This window comes from Streptomyces sp. JK94, assembly GCF_053613315.1.
Genome location: NZ_JBSICH010000009.1, coordinates 173,572 through 191,097, shown reverse-complemented (window position 1 = coordinate 191,097; position 17,526 = coordinate 173,572). Strand labels below are relative to the sequence as shown.

Sequence of the window (17,526 nt, the reverse complement as noted above, 5' to 3'; positions counted from 1 at the left end):
GCCGGTTCACACCGGCGGGCGTTCGCCTTCACGACGTCACAGGGCGGCTCCCTGCCGCCGGGCCGGCGGCAGGTCCTCCGGCAGCAGTGTCGTGAGGTCGGCGAGCGTGGGTGACTCCAGCCCGCCCAGCCGGCGTGCCTGGCTCGTCATCATCGTCTCCAGCAGTTGCCGGGCGAGCCGCGCGTTGCCGAAGGACCGGTCGCGCGGGACGGCGTCCACCTGGGCGCGCAGCGCCTCCAGGGTGGCGTCCGCGCACTCGTACCCGGAGGCGGCGGCGTGCCGGGACACGATGGTGACCAGTTCGTCCGTGCTGTAGTCCTCGAACGTCACGAACTTGGAGAACCGGGACGTCAGGCCGGGGTTGGAGGAGAGGAACCGCTCCATCTCCCCGGTGTATCCGGCGACGACGACCACGATCTCGTCGCGGTGGTCCTCCATCAGCTTCAGCAGGGTGTCGACGGCCTCACGGCCGAAGTCGTTGGACGAGCCCTCGGGGGTCAGGGTGTAGGCCTCGTCGATGAACAGCACCCCGCCCAGCGCGCTGGTGAAGACCTCCTTGGTGCGCTGGGCGGTGTGGCCGACGTACTGGCCCACCAGGTCCGCCCGCGCCACCTCCACCAGGGAGTCGCGGGGGAGAACCCCCAGCGAGTGCAGGAGCTTCGCGTACAGCCGGGCGACGGTGGTCTTGCCGGTGCCGGGCGGCCCGCTGAAGACGAGGTGGTTGCTGATCCGGGGGGCGGGCAGCCCCGCGGCGATCCGCTGCCGGGCGTTGGCCAGCAGGCTGACCAGGTCGGCGACCTCCCGCTTCACGGCGGCGAGCCCCACCATGGCGGTCAGCTCGGCCATCGGGTCGGACGGGTTCTCGGCGTCCTGCGCCGTCCCGCCGACGGCCGCCGCCTCCGCGTCGCCGACGTCCTGCGGCAGCAGCAGCGTCAGGTCGTTCTCCGCCGGGTCGCTCATGGCGGCGAGCCGGAACGCCTGCCGGTCCACCATGTCCTCGAACACGCCGCGGGCCGCCCGGCCGTTGCCGAAGCTCGCGTCGCGGGTCATCTGTCCGAAGCGCAGGACGAGCGCCTCCCGGGTCAGCGGTCCCAGCTCGAACTGGTGCCGCAGGCAGAGGTTCTCGGTGATCGTCACCAGTTCCTCCACCGCGTAGTTGCCGAACTCGACGGTGCGGGTGAACCGGGAGGCGAGACCCGGGTTGGCGGTCAGGAACGACGCCATCTGCTCGGAATAGCCGGCCGCCACCACCACCACGTCCTCGCGGTGGTCCTCCATCAGCTTCAGCAGGGTGTCGACGGCCTCACGGCCGAAGTCGTTGGACGAGCCCTCGACGGTGAGGGTGTAGGCCTCGTCGATGAACAGCACCCCGCCCAGCGCACGGGTGAACGCCTCGGTGGTCTTGATGGCCGTACCGCCGATGACCTGCGCGACGAGATCGGCGCGGGCCACTTCGACCAGGTGTCCGCTGCGCAGCACACCCAGATCCGCGAGGATGCTGCCGTAGAGGCGGGCGACGGTGGTCTTGCCGGTGCCGGGCGGCCCCGCGAAGATCAGGTGCCGGCTCATCGACGGGACCGGCATGCCGAGCCGGCGCCGGCGCTCCGCGAGCTGGTTCAGGTTGACCAGCGTGTTCACCTGGTGCTTGACGTCGTCCAGGCCGACGAGCGCCTGCAGTTCGGCCAACGGCCCCTCGGGCTCGCGCTCCTTGCCGGACGCGCCCGGGGCGCCGTCCTCGCCGGCCGTGAGCGCGGACTCGCCCCAGCTGTCCGGCAGGCCGTTGTCCGCGCTGGTCAGCAGCTCGACCGTGAGCCGCTCGCTCGCGCGGCTCTGGCGCAGTCCCGCGCCCCGGTTGTCGCGTACGACGCACCGGGTGACGTCGACGGGTTCGGCGCTGTCGACCCGTACGCCGTCGCCCGTGCTCCCGGCGATCTCGCAGGCGTCGAGGACGGCCCGGCCGCCGCGCGACACCTGCACGCCGTGGGCCCTGGAGCCGTGCACCCGGACCCGTTCCAGGGTGATCTCCGCGCCGTCCCGCACGCCGACCCCGGCGTCGGCGCTGTCGTTGATCCCGCAGTCCCGCAGGGTGCCCCGGCCGCGTTCGCCGACGAGCAGGCCCGAGCGGGCGGCGGAGTTCAGGACGGTGTCGCTGATCTCGGGGTCGGAGTCGTCGTCGATGCTCACTGCGCAGCCGCCGGCGGACTCGATCGCGCAGTGCTCGATCCGGCCGCGCCCGTCGTCGGTGAACTCCATGCCGTGGCCGCCGGCGCCGGTGACCGTTGCGTGGCGCAGGAGGGGGTTGGCGGCGGAGCGCACCGAGATGCCGACGCCCGCCGCGTCCAGGACCTCCAGGCGCTCGAACTCGGCCGTGGAGTCGTCCGCGAGCTGCACCGCCCCGGCGGTGTCGGCGCAGTCGCTCACCACCGTGTCCCGCAGCAGCGGTGCACTGCCCTCGACGACCCGCACGGCGGCCTCGGCGGAGCCGTGGAAGGAGCAGCCCTCCAGCGTTCCGCGCGAGCGGTCCAGGACGAGCAGTCCGCTGCCCTTGGTGCGCCGGGTGACGCACCCGCGCAGCACCGGGTCGGCCCCACCGGAGATGACGACGGCGCTCTGCGCGATCGACTCGAAGGAGGTCTCCTCGATCTCCGGACGGGACATGCTGCTCACCAGCAGGCCCACCGAGGTGTGGTGCACGGCGCACCGCAGCACCCGGGTCGAGCTGTGGCCCTCCAGGGCGATGGCCGGCTTGTCGGTGCCGGAGATGTCACAACCCTCCACGGTCCCCCGGGCCTCACCGCTGGCCAGGACGCCGTTGGCCCGCGCGCCCCGGATGCGGCAGTCGCGGACGAGGGGTCCGGCCGTCTCGCCGATGACGACCGCGGAGGTGCCGAAGTTCTCGAACACGCAGTCGTCCACGACGCTCCGGGTCTCCGAGGAGTCGACGAGTCCGGCACCGCCGGGATTGCCGATCCGGCAGCCGCGGGCGGCCAGCGAGCCCTTGCCGCGGACCAGCAGCGCCGTCCATCCGGCACCGGTCACGGTGCACCCGTCGAGTGCGGCCTGACCGGCCGGTACGTCGACGACCGCGGCCTCCTTGTCGCGGCCCCGGAGGGTCAGGGCGCTGAGCATCACGGCGTCGGCCATCAGGGTGACGGCGGTGCCGTCCCGCGGGCAGACTTCGGCGCTGCCCGGCTCGCCCTCGCCGACGATGCTCACCCGGTGCCGGATGACGAGGTTCTCGGTGTAGCGGCCGGGACGGACCCGGATCACCGCCCCGGTGCGGGCCTGGGCCAGTGCCTCACCGATCGTCTGGAAGCCGTCCGACCGTTCCGGGCCGACCGTGAGTATCTGCCGTGCCACGCCTCGAACCTCCTTGTGTTGCTGCGGTAGTTGGCGTTGTATGCCGTACATCTTGTGTGCATATCATGCGGCTCATGCGCAATGTCATAAGAGGCCGGAGTGCGGGGCTCGTGCTGGCGGTCTCGGTGGTCCTGCCCGTCATGGGCGGACCGGCCTCCGCCCTGCCCGCCGCCCCGGCCGCGCCGTCGGCGAGCCCCAGTGCCGGAGATCCGGGAACCACGCTGCTGCCTCCCCTGCCCGTCCGGCTCGGCGAGGACAGTCCGTGCACCGGGGCCTCGGGGCAGACGGCCGCCGGAGCGGCGTGGTCCCAGACCGCGCTCGGACTGGCGCGGGCCCAGCAGATCTCCCGCGGCGGCGGGGTGACCGTCGCGGTGGTCGACACCGGTGTCGCCTCCGGCGTCCCCAGTCTGTCCGGCCGGGTGACGGCCGTCGGCGGGGCGGACGAGGACTGCGTGGGCCACGGCACGTTCGCCGCCGGTCTGATCGCCGCCGCGCCGGAGCGGGGCAGCGGCATCACCGGGGTCGCCCCGCAGGCGGACCTCCTCGCCCTGTCCGGCACCGACGACCGCGGAGTGCCCTCCGTGGAGCGGGTCGCGGCCGGGATCCGGACGGCGGCGGACCGCGGCGCCCAGGTCATCTACGTCGGCCAGGCCCTGCGCACCGGCCGGGCCGAACTCACCGCCGCCGTCGCCCACGCCACCCGGCGCGACGCCCTGGTCGTCGCCCCCGCCGCACCGGACGCCGTCCCCCGCGAGGAGCGGGGGCCCGACGGCGAGCTGCCCGAAGGCCCGTACTGGCCGGCCGCCGCGCCCGGCGCGCTCGCCGTCGTGGACTTCGGCCCCGGCGGCGTACGGCAGGAGAACGCGCCGCCCGCCCACGAGCCCGACCTGTCCGCGCCCGGCAGCGCGATGGTCAGCGCCGGCCCCGAGGGCTCCGGCCACTACATCGGTTCCGGGGCCTCGCTGGCCGCGGCCGGCGTCGCCGGCGCCGCCGCACTCGTACGCGCCTACCACCCCGAACTCACGGCGCCGGAGACCGTCCGCCGCCTCCTCGACACCGCCTACCCGTCGGACACCCCGCGCCTCGACCCGTACGCCGCCCTCTCCCTCCTCGGGGAGCGGGCCCAGGCTCCCGCGCCGGCCCCCCCTGCACGGATGCCGGCCCCCGCCGATCCCACCCCCCGCGACCGCTCCCTGACGATCGCGGCCGGGGGCCTGACGGCGGTCCTCCTGCTCGCGGCCCTGGCCGCGGTCGTCCCCCGGGGCCGCGCACGCGATTGGCGCCCCCCGACGGTCCCCTAGCAACGCCCCCGCGGGCGGGCGCACCTGCACCCGGGCCGCGCAGGGCCGGGCCGCGGGCGGTCGTGCCGCCCGGGCGGCATGCGCGGGCCGCCCGGCGTCCCTCCGGAGCCGGGCCGCGCCCCCACCCGCCGGCCCCCACCGGCACGGAGCGCGCCGTGCACGCCGGCCCGCGCCGCACGCGGCGGCGGCCGGCCGGACGGGCACCCGGGCCGGACCCGGACGCCTCACCACGCGTCCTCCACCAACGCCGTCTGCACCTGCAGGGTCTTGCGGCGGGCGATCCGGACCGCCCGTCCCGGAATCAGCTCCCGCCCCTTCACACTCCCGAAGAGGTACCCCTCGCTCGGGGGACACGACAGCAGCAGCCCGGGGGTGTTGACCTCCTGCAGCCTGCGCAGCAACGCCTCGTTGAGCCCGCGCCCGGCACCGGCCGAGGACCGCGCCACCACCAGGTGCAGGCCCACCTCGTGCCCCAGCGCCAGATGGTCCAGCAGCGGAGCGAACGGCTGCGTCGCCGGCCCGCCGCCCACCATGTCGTAGTCGTCGACCAGGATGAACAGCCGCGGCCCCTGCCACCAGTCGCACAGCCGCATCCGCGACGGAGCGACGTCCTCGCCCGGAACCCGCTGCCTGACCGCCCGCGCCGCGCCGTCCACCAGGTCCCGCAGCATGTCCAGGGACACGGCGTGCCCGAGCCGGTACGCCTCGGGCACGCTCTCCACCAGCTCCCGCCGGTAGTCCACCGTCATGATGCGCGCCTCGGCCGGCGTGAACCGCTCGGTGATGCCGCGCGCGACCAGCCTCAGCAGGTTCGTCTTGCCGCTCTCCGTGTCGCCCACCACGATCAGGTGCGGGTTGTCGGTGAAGTCGTGCCACACCGGCGACAGTTCGTTCTCGTCCAGACCGATGGCGAGCCGCAGGCCGTTCTCGCCCTCCGGCTCCGGCAGTTCCCCAACCGGCAGCTTCGCCGGCAGCATCCGCACCCGCGGCGCGAGGGGCCCGGTCCAGTTCTCGGCGATCGCGGCGACCAGCCCCGCGACCCCGTCCGCGAGGTCGTCGGCGTCCTCCACCCCGTCGACGCGCGGCAGCGCCGACAGGTAGTGCAGCTTGTCCGAGGTCAGCCCCCGCCCGGCGCTGCGCGGGACGGTCGCGGCCTTCCGGGAGTCGATCTGCGAGTCCATCGGATCGCCCATCCGCAGCTCCAGCCGGGTCCCGGTCTGGTCGCGCACCGAGGACGACAGCTCCACCCAGCGGGCGGTGGTGACCAGCAGGTGGACTCCGTAGTTGAGCCCGCGGGCGGCCAGCGCGTTGAAGGTGGGGATGTGCCGGTCGAAGTCCTGGCGCACGGTGGCCCAGCCGTCGATGGCCAGGAAGACGTCCCCGTGCGGCTCGTCGGGGAACTCGCCCGCCGCGCGCCGCTTGCGGTACGTCGCCATGGAGTCGATGCCGTGCTCCAGGAAGAACCGCTCCCGCCTGGCGAGCAGGGCGGTGACCTCCGCGATCGTACGGCCCACCCGTTCGGTGTCCACGCGCGCGGCGACCCCGCTCACATGCGGCAGCCCGTCGAGCGCGGCCAGCGTGCCGCCACCGAAGTCCAGGCAGTAGAACTGCACTTCGCGGGGGGTGTGGGTGAGGGCCAGCGCGGTGATGAGCGTCCGCAGCAGGGTGCTCTTGCCGCTCTGCGGACCCCCCGCGACGGCCACGTGGCCGCCGGCCGCCGACAGGTCCACGGTCAGCAGATCGCGCAGCTGGTCGAAGGGACGGTCCACGACCCCCACCGGCACGGTGAGGCGTCCCCGCAGCGGCCAGTCCGTCGTGGTCAGGCCGTACCGCGGATCGGGTGCCAGCGGAGGCATGATCTGGTCCAGCGTGGCCGGCCGGCCCAGCGGCGGCAGCCACACCTGGTGGGCGGGCGGCCCCGAGCCGCGCAGCCGGTCCAGCGCGACCGACAGCAGCGTCTCCCCGCCGCCCTCCGGCTCGGAATCCGCCTCGTCGGGCTCGTCGGGCTCGTCGGGCTCGCCCGCCGGGTCCGGGTCCGAGGGCGCGCGCGGCACCACCCACTCCGCCGTCCACGGCACCACCTGACGCGCCACCTGCGCCTGCACGACGGTCCGGCGCCGCTGGTACGGCCCCGAGACGTACGCGGCCCGGAACCGGGTCAGCGCGTCGACGCCGCTCTTGAGGAACCCGGCACCCGGCTGCGCGGGCAGCTCGTACGCGTCCGGTACGCCGAGCACGCCCCGGCTCTCCATCGCGGAGAACGTCCGCAGACCGATCCGGTACGACAGGTGGCTCTCCAGCTGGTGCATGCGGCCCTCGTCCAGTCGCTGCGAGGCCAGCAGCAGATGGACCCCGAGACTGCGCCCGAGCCGGCCGATCATCACGAACAGCTCCATGAAGTCGCGGTGCGAGGCCAGCAGTTCGCTGAACTCGTCGACCACCACGAACAGGCTGGGCAGCGGCTGCAGCGGTGCCCCGGACTGCCGCGCCTTCTCGTACTCCAGCGCGGAGGTGTAGTTCCCGGCGGCGCGCAGCAGCTCCTGCCGCCGGATCAGCTCCCCGTGCAGGGCGTCCTGCATCCGGGCCACCAGCGCCACCTCGTCGGCGAGGTTGGTGATGACCGCCGAGGTGTGCGGCAGTTCGTCGAGGCCGAGGAAGGTGGCACCGCCCTTGAAGTCGACGAGGACGAAGTTCAGCGTCTCGGAGGAGTTGGTCAGCGCCAGGGCCAGCACCAGCGTGCGCAGCAGCTCGCTCTTGCCGGAGCCGGTGGCGCCGATGAGCATGCCGTGCGGCCCCGTGCCCCCCTGCGCGGACTCCTTGATGTCCAGCTCCACGGGCCTGCCCTCGGCGCTCACCGCGATCGGCACCCTCAGCCGGGCACTGCCGCTCGACCGCTCCCACAGGGTGGCCGGGTCGTGCCGGTGCAGATCGGGGATGTTCAGCAGCGAGGTCAGCTCGACGTCGTCGGCCAGCGGCTTGGAGTCGTCGCCGCCCACACTGATCCGGTACGGCGCCAGCAGCCGGGCGAGCGCCAGCGCTCCCACCGTGCCCAGCCGGTCGGGCCTGCCGAGCACCGTCGACTGCTCCTTGCGGTCGCGGTCGGTGCGCACCAGCGCGACACCGCTGTCGTCCACCTCCAGGCGCAGCGTGGTCCGCCCGGGCTTCCACGCGAGCGCCCCGGTGAGGTCGAGTACCACCGCGTTGCGGAACCCGTGCCCGTCGAAGCGGTGCCCCGCGGGTACCGTGCAGCCGTCGACCACGACGACCGTGTACGGCTCCTCACGTCCCGGAACCGCGTCGGGGTCGGCGCCCGGCCGCTCCAGGAACTCGGCCCCGAGCAGGTTCTCCAGCTCGGTGAAGGCCGAGGCGATCATGCGGGCCGGTCCGGCACCGTCCTCCTCGTGCCGGTGCAGGCTGTGCGGCAGCCACTTCGCCCACTCCCACTGCGCACGCCGCTCGTCCGACACGCACAGCGCGATCCACAGGTCGTCGGGGGAGTGGAACACCGCCAACTGCGCGAGCAGGGCCCGGACCTGGGCGCGTATGCGCTCCTCGTCGCCGCGGAACAGCACCTTCGACCAGGCGCGCAGATAGATCGCGACGGGCTGGTCCCGGACGGTGGCGTAGGCCCGGGTGAAGCTGCGCAGCGCGTGTGCCGACAGCGGCTCCAGGTCCTCGACGGGCTTGGTCGACAGCGGCGTCAACCTCATCGCCAGTCGCTGGTCGCCCACCCCCATCCGCACTTCGGCGAAGTCCTCGTCCGACGCCCGCCGCTCCCACAACCGGGTGCTGCGCGCCAGCGACGACAGCGCGTCGGGTTCGGGGTGGCGCCAGGCGAGGGCGCGCTGCTGCTCGACGACGGAGGTGCGTACCAGGCGCCGGGTCTGCCGCAGGTACCGCAGGTAGTCGCGGCGCTCGCCCTTCATCCGCTGCTTGCGTTCGCCGTTGCGGCGCATGACCTGACCGAGCATCATGCCCGCCGACGCGATCACCATCACACCGAGCGCGATGTAGATGAATCCGCCGCTGTCCCGGCTCATTCCCGGCCGCATGAACATCAGCATCATGGAGACCGACATCAGTGCCATCGGCAGGTACGTCCACACCGCGGAACTGTCCGGCACGACTTCCGGAAGGGTCGGCGGCTCCTGAAGGCTCAGTTCCCCCGACGGCATTTCCGGACCTCTGCGGCGGGCCGGCCGTCGGAACAGGATCACGCTCAACGAACGTCCTCCATAGTGATGTCGGAAGGAATTCCGCGGGAACCGCGCGGGAACGTCACGGGTTTCCGTAAAGGGTCAGATTCCCGCGCGACGGCGGCGGGAGGATTGCCGTGGGGTTCCCTTGTGCTGAACTCCCCACGTGGTGTTGCGAAAAGCCCGGCGTACGGTCAAACTCGTCGGCGCATGCCCTGTCCGGATTCTTCCGTCGCCTTCCTTCGGCGACCGACCGGTGTGCCGCTGCCACCTTCCAGCCACCGCGTATCGCGTGGTCTGCCAGAAAGTGTGAACCCCGAACCCATGACTGAGATGCAGACGGCAAGCCTGTGCCGCGTCACCGTACGTGCTCCGGCCAGGACCGTCGACCTGGCCGTGCCCTCCGACGTCCCCGTCGCCGATCTGCTGCCCACAGTGATCGGCTACGGGGGGGACGACCTGGCGGAAACCGGCCTGGAGCACGGAGGCTGGGTGCTCCAACGCCTCGGCGGTCCACCGCTCGACCCCGAGAGTACCTTGGACTCCCTCGGTCTGCGGGACGGAGAACACCTTCATCTGCGGCCGCGCACCGAGGCGTTGCCCGAGGTGCACATCGACGACCTGGTCGACGGCATCTTCGACGGCATGGGCCGCAGGCCGCACGGCTGGAGCCCGGAGGCCGGCCGGCGCCTGCTGCGGGGACTGGCCGCGGCCACCCTCGTGCTGGGCATCGTGCTGCTGGCCATGCCGGGAGCGGCGGGCTGGGTGCGGGCCGTCGCCGCCTCGGCCGCCGGCCTGCTGCTCATCGCCGGAGCGGGCTCCGCCTCCCGTGCCGTCGGGGACGCCGGGGCCGGCTCGGTGCTCGGCATCATGGCGGCCCCCTACTTCGCCCTGGCGGGCTGGCTGCTGCCCGGCGGCGACCTGGGCGGCGCCGACGGCGAAGCCGTCCTGGGCGCACGGCTGCTGGCGGCCTCCGCGGCCGGGGGCGCGGGCGCCGTGCTCGCCCTGGCGGCGGTCGGCGTGTACCCGGCGCTGTTCATCGGCGCGGCCTGCGTCGCCGCGGCGGGCGCGCTCGGCGCCACCCTGATCGCCCTGAACCTGGCGCCGGAGCAGGCGGCCGGCGTGGTGGCCGTCGTGGTGGTGCTTTTCGGCGGGTTCGTGCCGTCCCTGTCGTTCCGGCTGGCCGGCATGCGGATGCCGCCCCTGCCGACCAACGTCCAGCAACTGCAGCAGGGCATCGACCCGTACTCCTCGTCGGACGTCGACGCGCGGTCGGCACTGGCGGACGGCTGGATGACCGCCCTCTACGGTGCCATCGGCCTGGTGTGCCTGCCCTGCCAGGCGGCCCTCATGGCCACACCCGGCCTCGCCGAGGTCCTCACCGTCGTGGCCCTCTCCCTCCTCCTGCTCCTGCACAGCCGGGGGCTGGGCAACGTCTGGCAGCGGCTGGTCCTGACCGCCGCCGGGGCCTGGGGCGTGGTCCTGCTGCTGTTCGTCTCCGCGCGCGAGCTGGCCCCGACGGACCGGCTGACCATGACGGCCGGGCTGATGGGGCTGGCCGCCGCGATCACCATCGCCTCCTGGACCGTGCCCGGGCGGCGGCTCGTCCCGTACTGGGGGCGAGCCGCCGAACTGCTGCACTCACTGGCCGCCATCAGCATCCTGCCGCTGACGCTCTGGTCGATGGGCGTCTACGGCCGGCTCCGCGGCATCAACGGCTGACCCGGGAGAACGGCGACATGCACAGCAAACGCGACCAGGTACAGGCCCACCTCTTCGTCATGGGGCGGCTGGCCTCGGCCATGCTGCGCGCCGACCCCGACGCCCCGGAGAGCCCGCTGGGCCGGACCAACCGCGGCGCCGCGATCGGCGTGATCATCGCCGTACTGGTGTGCGCCGGCGCCTTCGTCTTCGGGCTCATCCGCCCCGGCGGCAACGACTCGTGGCGCTCGGGGGAGAACCTCGTCGTCGACAAGCAGACCGGCGCGCGCTACCTGTACCTGGACGGGCGGCTGCGGCCGGTGCGCAACTACGCGTCGGCCCGGCTGGTCACCGGCAAGGACGTCGGCGTCACGACGGTGGGCACGTCCTCGCTGGCGGGCACGGCGCACGGCACGCCCATCGGCATCCCGGACGCGCCCGAGGCGCTGCCGGGGACGGGCGATCTGGACCGCACCCCCTGGCTGGTGTGCTCCGGAGTCCTGCCGCGGACGACGGGCGTCGTCACGGCGACCACGGCGCTCGCCCTCGGCACCGACGCCCCGCGGGACGTGCCCGGCGGCCGGCGCCTGGGCGAGGACGAGGGCCTGCTGGTCGCCGGTCCGGACGGCGCCGCGTACCTGCTCTGGCAGGGCAGCCGGCTGCGCCTGGACCGGCAGGCGAAGGCGGCCGAGGCCCTCGGGTACGGCGACGTCACCCCGCGGCCGGTGTCCGCCGCGTTCCTGGACGCCTTCCCGCTGGGGCCCGACCTGGCCCCCGCCGACGTACCCGGCCGGGGTGCGAAGGGCCCGGAACTGGCCGGACGGAGCACCAGAATCGGGCAGCTCTTCAAGGTCGACGTACCCGGCTCCGCCACCCGCCACCACCTGCTCACGCGGGAGGGGCTCGTCCCCCTCACCGACACCGGGGCGGCCCTCCTGCTGGGCGACCCGCGCACACGCGAGAAGGCGTACGGCGGGGACGCCGCGACCGTCGCGACGCTCGGCGCGGACACGCTGGCCGGGCATCTCGCCCCCGACGCGCGGAGCGCGGGAACGGCGCAGTTGCCCGCGAAGCCGCCGAAGGCGGTCACCGTCGCCGCCGGCTCCGTGACCTGCGCGGAGGTCGAATCCGCGGACTCCGGTGTCCGGGTGGGCACCTCGGTGCTGCCCGAGAGCGCCCTGCCCCGGACCGTGCAGGCACCGGCGCCCGAGATCGAACCGGGCTGCCTGAAGGTCGACTCCATCGCGGTACGGGCCGGGAAGGGCGCGCTGGTGCGGGCGTTGAGCGCGAGCGGCAGCCCGCTGGGCGACACCACGTACCTGGTGACGGACGAGGGCGTGAAGTACCGGCTGCTCTCCCAGGAGGCGGTGGACGCGCTGGGCTACGAGGGCGTCGAGGCGCGGACGATGCCGTCCCCGATGCTGGCCATGCTGCCCAGCGGCCCGGACCTGACCCCCGAGGCGGCGTCCGAGGGCGAGGCGCGGGTGACGCTGCGCTGCCCCGGGCGGTAGCGGCGGCCGGGAGGGCGGCCGGGTCCCGCCGGCGATCGTCCGGGCCCCGCCGGCGACCGTCCGGAAGGAGAACTCTTGGCATCCGCGTGGTCATCTCGCGTTAATCCGCGCACCCGGCGGCGACCGGCGGACGGTGCCGATGTCCCTTTCCGTTGCCCTATTCCACCGCGCCGCTCACTTGAGCGGCGCTCGTTCCCGCTTGCTGCACAATTGAGCTTCCCTGTCGCGGAGTTCGGGAATCCGGGGGCAATTGCCAAACAAGTTGCGGCCTGCATAGCATCTGGCCACCCCCAGCCCCCGGCGAGTCGGCCGTGACCGTAGGGGCGCTCTGTCTGCCCGCGGAGCGAAAGGGGTCCGCCCGGTGAGTTCCGCCGACAAAGGAGTCCTCTGATGGCCATGCAGCAGTCCGAAGAACGTGCGACGCGCAACGGGATCATGGCGCTGGAACAGGCTTTCACCGGTGTCCAGCGCTGCCAGCAGGACGTCCAGTCCACGTCGCACACGCTCGCCTCCCATTACGGGGGAGCGGACGGCGGGAAGTACAAGAAGTTGCTGGAGCAGTGGGACGAACACGTCGACACCATTCTCGTCAACCTGGACCGGATGGTCGACGAACTCAACGGCACCCTCAAGGAGCACGGGCTGGTGCAGGGGTCCACCAGCGACGCGATCGACACGGAGTACTCACGCTCCACGCAGGTGTTCGACGAACTCAACGGCACCAACACGTCGTCGAACTGATCCGGCACGTACGCACCTGATCCCCAGCCCTTCTCTCGTCGTCAGCCCTTCTCTCGTCGTTCTCCCGGTGAATCGAGGATCCCGATGGACTTCTCCGACGGCTACATCTACGTCGACTACAACCATGCCGAAGGCGCGGCGGACGACATGGTCGGCCAGTCCCAGGCCATCATGAGCATTCTGGCCAACCTGGAGATGGAACTGGCCGAACTCCGGAACAGCTGGATCGGTGACGACCGGGACGTCTACAGCGAGGTCCAGGCGAAATGGGACAACGCCGTCGAGAACATCAAGAACCTGCTCGCCAACCACTCCGGTCTGCTCACCGAGATCTCCTCCAACTACCGGTACACGGAGCAGAACCTGTCGCAGCGGTGGGGCGACATCAGGATCGGCAGCCGCTGACCACCGGCTGGTGACGGGAGGGTGATCACGTGGCCGTCACGGTCCTGGACACCACATTTCTGAAGAACTTCATCAACAACCAGATCGACGGCTTCCGTACGACGCTGGAGAACATCCTCAAGGACAGTCCGAGCGCCGGGCCCGCGATCTCGTTCATCGCGGACAGCATCTCGACCACGACGATCGATTCCGCGAAACCGCTCGTCATCGGCCTCATGGCCGGCGAGAACAGCGCGGTCGGCGGGGGCGCCCTGAACAAGGTCATCCAGCAGGGCGCTGATGAGGTCCTGCGCATCCTGGAGGATCAGACGGTCCTCTTCGAAGACCTCGAACAGGCGCTGTGGGACACCATCGACGAGTTGGCCAAGAGCCAGGGCAAGAACCTCGAAAGCATCTCCGCGGACGAGTTCATGGACATCTTCGAGGACGTCGACAGCAGCCTCGACAATCCGGGTGCCAACGAAGAGAAAGAGTAGCGGAGTCCGGCGATGGCCAGCCCCGAGGACAACAACAACGACAACTGGAAGAAAGCGGTTGACCTGCTGACCGGCTATGTCCTGCCGGAGCGGAAAACGTTGTTCGATGATCTGAAGGGCAATGACGGCATACCGCTGATACACGTCCGGCTGGACAAACACGGTGGTCCGGAGTACTCGTCGGGCTTCCTGTCGTCGAGCGGGTGGAAGACGCACAACACCGACTACACCATTCCCTTCTACCGCCCCAGTGACGACTCACAGGACGTGTCCGCGGGGAAGCTCCTCTACCGGTACCGCGCCTACATCACCTTCCTCGCGTCCGGCCAGGACCTGCCGCCGAGCGGGGACAACGTGATCCCGGACTACACGAAGACGAGTGACCGGCTGAAGGACAAGGGCGGCTGGAACAAGGAGGGCGAGAAGCTCGACTGGAACACCAATGCGCTGGTCCGGTACGTCTACGGCTCCAAGGCCGCCCTCTCGCAACTCACCATGTGGCCCTACTCGACCCACGGGTTCAGCAACCGCGGCTACCCCGTGAACGACGCCGACTACGTGGACCTGCGCACCTTCACGGAAGCGGCCAGGGCCTTCGACCGGGTGGTCAAGTTCTTCGAGGACAGCGCGGCCACCGTCGAGAAGTGGGACTCCGAGAACATCGGAGAGGGCAGCGACGCCTGGGACGGCACGTCGGCCGCCGTCTTCAAGGAGCTCATCCACAAACTGGCCCGCAACTACGAGGGATACGCCAACCAGCTCAACGGCAAGGCGGGCGGGGACTCCGTCGTCACCATCGACGACGTGACGGTGACCTCCGAGCCGGCCCGGGCGCTGGCCGAGGCGCAGGGCGTCCTCCTCGCCCAGGCGCAGAAGCTCTACCGCGCCTGGGAGGCGTGGAAGGCCGAGAGCAATCCGCAGCGCTGGCTCTACGACATGCTCCAGAACGCCCGGCTGACGCTCTTCGACACCCAGTACGACAAGACGGACATCGAGACGACGTCGAGTGGCAGCGGGGCGGCCATCTCCTGGCACAACTACGTGGTGTCGACCGCCGGCTTCCAGAACGAGATCGTCATCGAGGGCAAGTCGTACGGCAAGCCGAGCGAGATGACCACGTGGAAGGCGATCGCAGACGAGGCGGTGCGCCGGTGGGAGCAGTCCGTGCAGGACTGGCTCAGCACGGCGGGTGCCGAGGCCATCGTCGCCATCCACAAGGCCTTCAAGACGGCGGAGAAGGCGTTCGACACCAGCATCACCGACAAGGACGACCGTCCCCTCTCCGAGATCTCCGCCGATGTGGAGGCCGACGCCGAGAAGAAGAAGGCCGACGCCGAGGCGGCCGCGGCCAAGGCGGAGGCCGAGAAGGAGAAGGCCGAGGCCAAGGCCGAGCGGGACAAGGAGAAGGCGGAGGCCGAGAAGGAGAAGGCCGAGGCCAAGGCGGAGGCCGAGAAGGAGAAGGCGGAGGCCAAGGCCGAGCGGGAGAAGGAGAAGGCGGAGGCCGAGAAGGAGAAGGCCGAGGCCAAGGCGGAGGCCGAGAAGGAGAAGGCGGAGGCCAAGGCCGAGCGGGACAAGGAGAAGGCGGAGGCCGAGGAGGAGAAGGCCGAGGCCAAGGCGGAGCAGGAGAGGGAGAAGGCGGAGGCCAAGGCGGAGCAGGAAGCCGCCAAGGCGGAGGCCGAGGAGGAGAAGGCCGAGGCCAAGGCGGAGCAGGAGAGGGAGAAGGCGGAGGCCAAGGCCGAGCAGGAAGCCGCCAAGGCGGAGGCCGAGGAGGAGAAGGCCGAGGCCAAGGCGGAACAGGAGAAGGAGAAGGCGGAGGCCAAGCAGGCTGCCGCCGAACAGCAGGCGGTCGTCCTCGCGCAGAATCAGAAGGCGCAGGACGAGGCGAAGAAGGAACGGGAGCGGGCCGCGGCCCAGGCCGAAGCCGACCGCGCCGAGGCCAAGGCCGAGCAGGATGCCGCGAAGGCGGACGCCGCCGCCGAGAAGGAGGCCGCCAAGGAGGAGCAGGCCCGGGAGAAGGCCGCGGCGGAGCGCGAGCAGGATGCGGCCAAGGCGGAGGCCGAGAAGGAGAAGGCGGAAGCCAAGGCCGAGCAGGAGGCCGCGAAGGCCGAGGCGAAGCAGGAGCAGGAGGCCGCGAAGGCGGAGGCCGAGGAGGAGAAGGCCGCGGCGAAGGCCGAGCAGGATGCGGCCAAGGCCGAGGCCAAGGCGGAGCAGGATGCCGCGAAGGCCGAGGCAACTGCCGAGAAGGAGGCCGCCGAGCAGCAGCAGACTCAGGCGAGGGCCGCGGCAGAGCGCGAGCAGGAGGCCGCGAAGGCGGAGGCCGAGGAGGAGAAGGCCGCGGCGAAGGCCGAGCAGGATGCCGCGAAGGCCGAGGCCAAGGCGGAGCAGGATGCCGCGAAGGCGGAGGCGACTGCCGAGAAGGAGGCCGCGAAGGCGGAGGCCGAGGAGGAGAAGGCGGCGGCCAAGGCCGAGCAGGACGCGGCGAAGGCGGAGGCGACCGCGGAGAAGGAGGCCGCCGAGCAGGAGCAGACTCAGGCGAGGGCCGCGGCGGAGCGCGAGCAGGAGGCGGCCAAGGCGGAGGCCGAGGAGGAGAAGGCGGCGGCCAAGGCCGAGCAGGAGGCGGCCAAGGCGGAGGCGACTGCCGAGAAGGAGGCCGCCGAGCAGGAGCAGAACGACGCGCGGACCCGGGCGGAGGCCCAGCAGGAGGAGGCCCGCCGCGAGGCCCTGCAGGAGAAGCAGCAGGCCAGGCTGGACGCCGAGGACGCCAAGGCCGAGGCGCAGGCCGACTACGAGCAGCAGAAGGCCGAGGCCCGCGCCGAGCGCGACGCCGCCCTGCAGGAGGCCGACCGCCAGGAGCAGGCGGCGAGGCAGGAGTACGAGCAGGAGAAGGCCGAGGCCCAAGAGCAGCGGGACCAGGCGCGGCAGGACGCCGAGCAGGAACGGACCCAGGCACGCCAGGAGTACGAGCGTGAGGTAGCCGCCGGCACCGACGAAGGCGTGGCCCGCGAGGAGTACGACCGGCGGATCGCGGAGGCCGACGCCGCCGAGCGCACGGCCGTCGAACGGGCGGACGCCGCCGAGGCAGCGGCCAGGAGCGAGTACGACCAGGCGAAAGCCGACGCCCGGGCGGAACGCGAGGAGGCGCGCACCGACGCCGAGCAGGCGCGCAAGGACGCCAAGTCCGAGTACGACCGGCGCATGGGCGACATCCAGGCCGAGTACGACCGGGCCAACGCCACCGCCGACAAGGACGTCGACGAGCTGATCCGGCAGCGCATCGCCGACCTCCCCGAACCTCCCGACCTCTCCGCCTCCACCCCGGGCGGCTCGGTGGGCGCGACGGGCTCGGTGGGATCGGCGTACTCCTCCGCGTTCGACGACAACCTCTACAACCAGGACGACCTCGCCTCGGCACTCGGGCGTCCGCAGGGCAGCGACGCCCTGGCCGGCTCCTCCGCCGGGGGCACCGGCCAGGGAGCGGGCTCGCCGGGCATGTACCCGCCGATGATGCGCGGTGCGGGCGGCGAGGCCGGCGGCAGCTCCGGCGAGCGCACCAGGAACGTCATCGAGCCCACGGTCGGCCGGTCCGGCCGGACGGCCGCCGTCACGCCGACCGTCGACGACGAGGAGCACCGCATCGTCCCCAGGTCGGCGCAGACCAGCAGCAGCACGCCCTTCATGCCGCCGATGGGGCCCATGGGCGGGGCGGGGGAGGGCAGGCCGCAGACGGAGAGCGGGGACAGGGAACGGACGACCTGGCTGGCCGAGGACGAGGACGTGTGGGGCACCGACGAGGGCGGGGCGCCGCAAGCCTTGGGGCGCTGAGAGGAAGGGGACC

General features: G+C 72.3%; 9 protein-coding genes. 7 read left to right on the top strand and 2 right to left on the bottom strand.

Features of this window, described 5'->3' with window-relative positions; translation table 11 throughout:
• Window positions 1-36: 36 nt before the first annotated feature.
• Complete coding sequence (locus tag ACVV2G_RS09865; RefSeq protein WP_453842239.1) at window positions 37-3,360, bottom strand: right-handed parallel beta-helix repeat-containing protein; 3,324 nt, start codon at window positions 3,358-3,360, stop codon at window positions 37-39.
• Between the two features lie 74 nt (window positions 3,361-3,434).
• Here ACVV2G_RS09865 and ACVV2G_RS09860 point away from each other — a divergent pair, with 74 nt between their 5' ends.
• Window positions 3,435-4,661: a S8 family serine peptidase gene (locus tag ACVV2G_RS09860; RefSeq protein ID WP_453842238.1), complete on the top strand. Its 1,227-nt coding sequence runs from the start codon at window positions 3,435-3,437 to the stop codon at window positions 4,659-4,661.
• A gap of 224 nt (window positions 4,662-4,885) precedes the next feature.
• Here ACVV2G_RS09860 and eccCa read toward each other — a convergent pair whose 3' ends face one another.
• Window positions 4,886-8,836 carry a type VII secretion protein EccCa gene (eccCa, locus tag ACVV2G_RS09855; RefSeq protein ID WP_453842237.1) on the bottom strand — a complete coding sequence of 1,317 codons (3,951 nt, stop codon included), beginning with the start codon at window positions 8,834-8,836 and terminating at the stop codon, window positions 4,886-4,888.
• 345 nt (window positions 8,837-9,181) lie between these two features.
• Between eccCa and eccD the strand changes: the two genes are divergently transcribed.
• The 6 genes from eccD (at window position 9,182) to ACVV2G_RS09825 (ending at window position 17,513) form a co-directional block, all read left to right on the top strand.
• Complete coding sequence (eccD, locus tag ACVV2G_RS09850) at window positions 9,182-10,579, top strand: type VII secretion integral membrane protein EccD (protein ID WP_453842236.1); 1,398 nt, start codon at window positions 9,182-9,184, stop codon at window positions 10,577-10,579.
• A gap of 17 nt (window positions 10,580-10,596) precedes the next feature.
• The gene (gene eccB, locus ACVV2G_RS09845) at window positions 10,597-12,069 is read left to right on the top strand and encodes a type VII secretion protein EccB (RefSeq protein ID WP_453842235.1); all 1,473 of its coding nucleotides are present in this window, start codon (window positions 10,597-10,599) and stop codon (window positions 12,067-12,069) included.
• Between the two features lie 390 nt (window positions 12,070-12,459).
• Window positions 12,460-12,810: a hypothetical protein gene (locus ACVV2G_RS09840; RefSeq protein ID WP_453842234.1), complete on the top strand. Its 351-nt coding sequence runs from the start codon at window positions 12,460-12,462 to the stop codon at window positions 12,808-12,810.
• Window positions 12,811-12,894: 84 nt separating this feature from the next.
• Complete coding sequence (locus ACVV2G_RS09835) at window positions 12,895-13,215, top strand: WXG100 family type VII secretion target (RefSeq protein WP_159535892.1); 321 nt, start codon at window positions 12,895-12,897, stop codon at window positions 13,213-13,215.
• 29 nt (window positions 13,216-13,244) lie between these two features.
• Window positions 13,245-13,691, top strand: a complete 447-nt coding sequence (locus ACVV2G_RS09830) for a type VII secretion system-associated protein (protein ID WP_453842233.1) — start codon at window positions 13,245-13,247, stop codon at window positions 13,689-13,691.
• 12 nt (window positions 13,692-13,703) lie between these two features.
• Window positions 13,704-17,513 carry an AAWKG family protein gene (locus ACVV2G_RS09825; protein ID WP_453842232.1) on the top strand — a complete coding sequence of 1,270 codons (3,810 nt, stop codon included), beginning with the start codon at window positions 13,704-13,706 and terminating at the stop codon, window positions 17,511-17,513.
• The last annotated feature ends 13 nt before the right edge of the window (window positions 17,514-17,526 follow it).

Excerpts from the sequence above, each read along its gene's own strand:
- eccB (WP_453842235.1), top strand. The coding sequence starts at position 10,597 with ATGCACAGCAAACGCGACCAGGTACAGGCCCACCTCTTCGTCATGGGG.
- ACVV2G_RS09840 (WP_453842234.1), top strand. The coding sequence starts at position 12,460 with ATGGCCATGCAGCAGTCCGAAGAACGTGCGACGCGCAACGGGATCATG.
- ACVV2G_RS09860 (WP_453842238.1), top strand. The coding sequence starts at position 3,435 with ATGCGCAATGTCATAAGAGGCCGGAGTGCGGGGCTCGTGCTGGCGGTC.
- ACVV2G_RS09825 (WP_453842232.1), top strand. The coding sequence starts at position 13,704 with ATGGCCAGCCCCGAGGACAACAACAACGACAACTGGAAGAAAGCGGTT.
- ACVV2G_RS09835 (WP_159535892.1), top strand. The coding sequence starts at position 12,895 with ATGGACTTCTCCGACGGCTACATCTACGTCGACTACAACCATGCCGAA.
- eccD (WP_453842236.1), top strand. The coding sequence starts at position 9,182 with ATGACTGAGATGCAGACGGCAAGCCTGTGCCGCGTCACCGTACGTGCT.
- eccCa (WP_453842237.1), bottom strand. The coding sequence starts at position 8,836 with ATGCCGTCGGGGGAACTGAGCCTTCAGGAGCCGCCGACCCTTCCGGAA.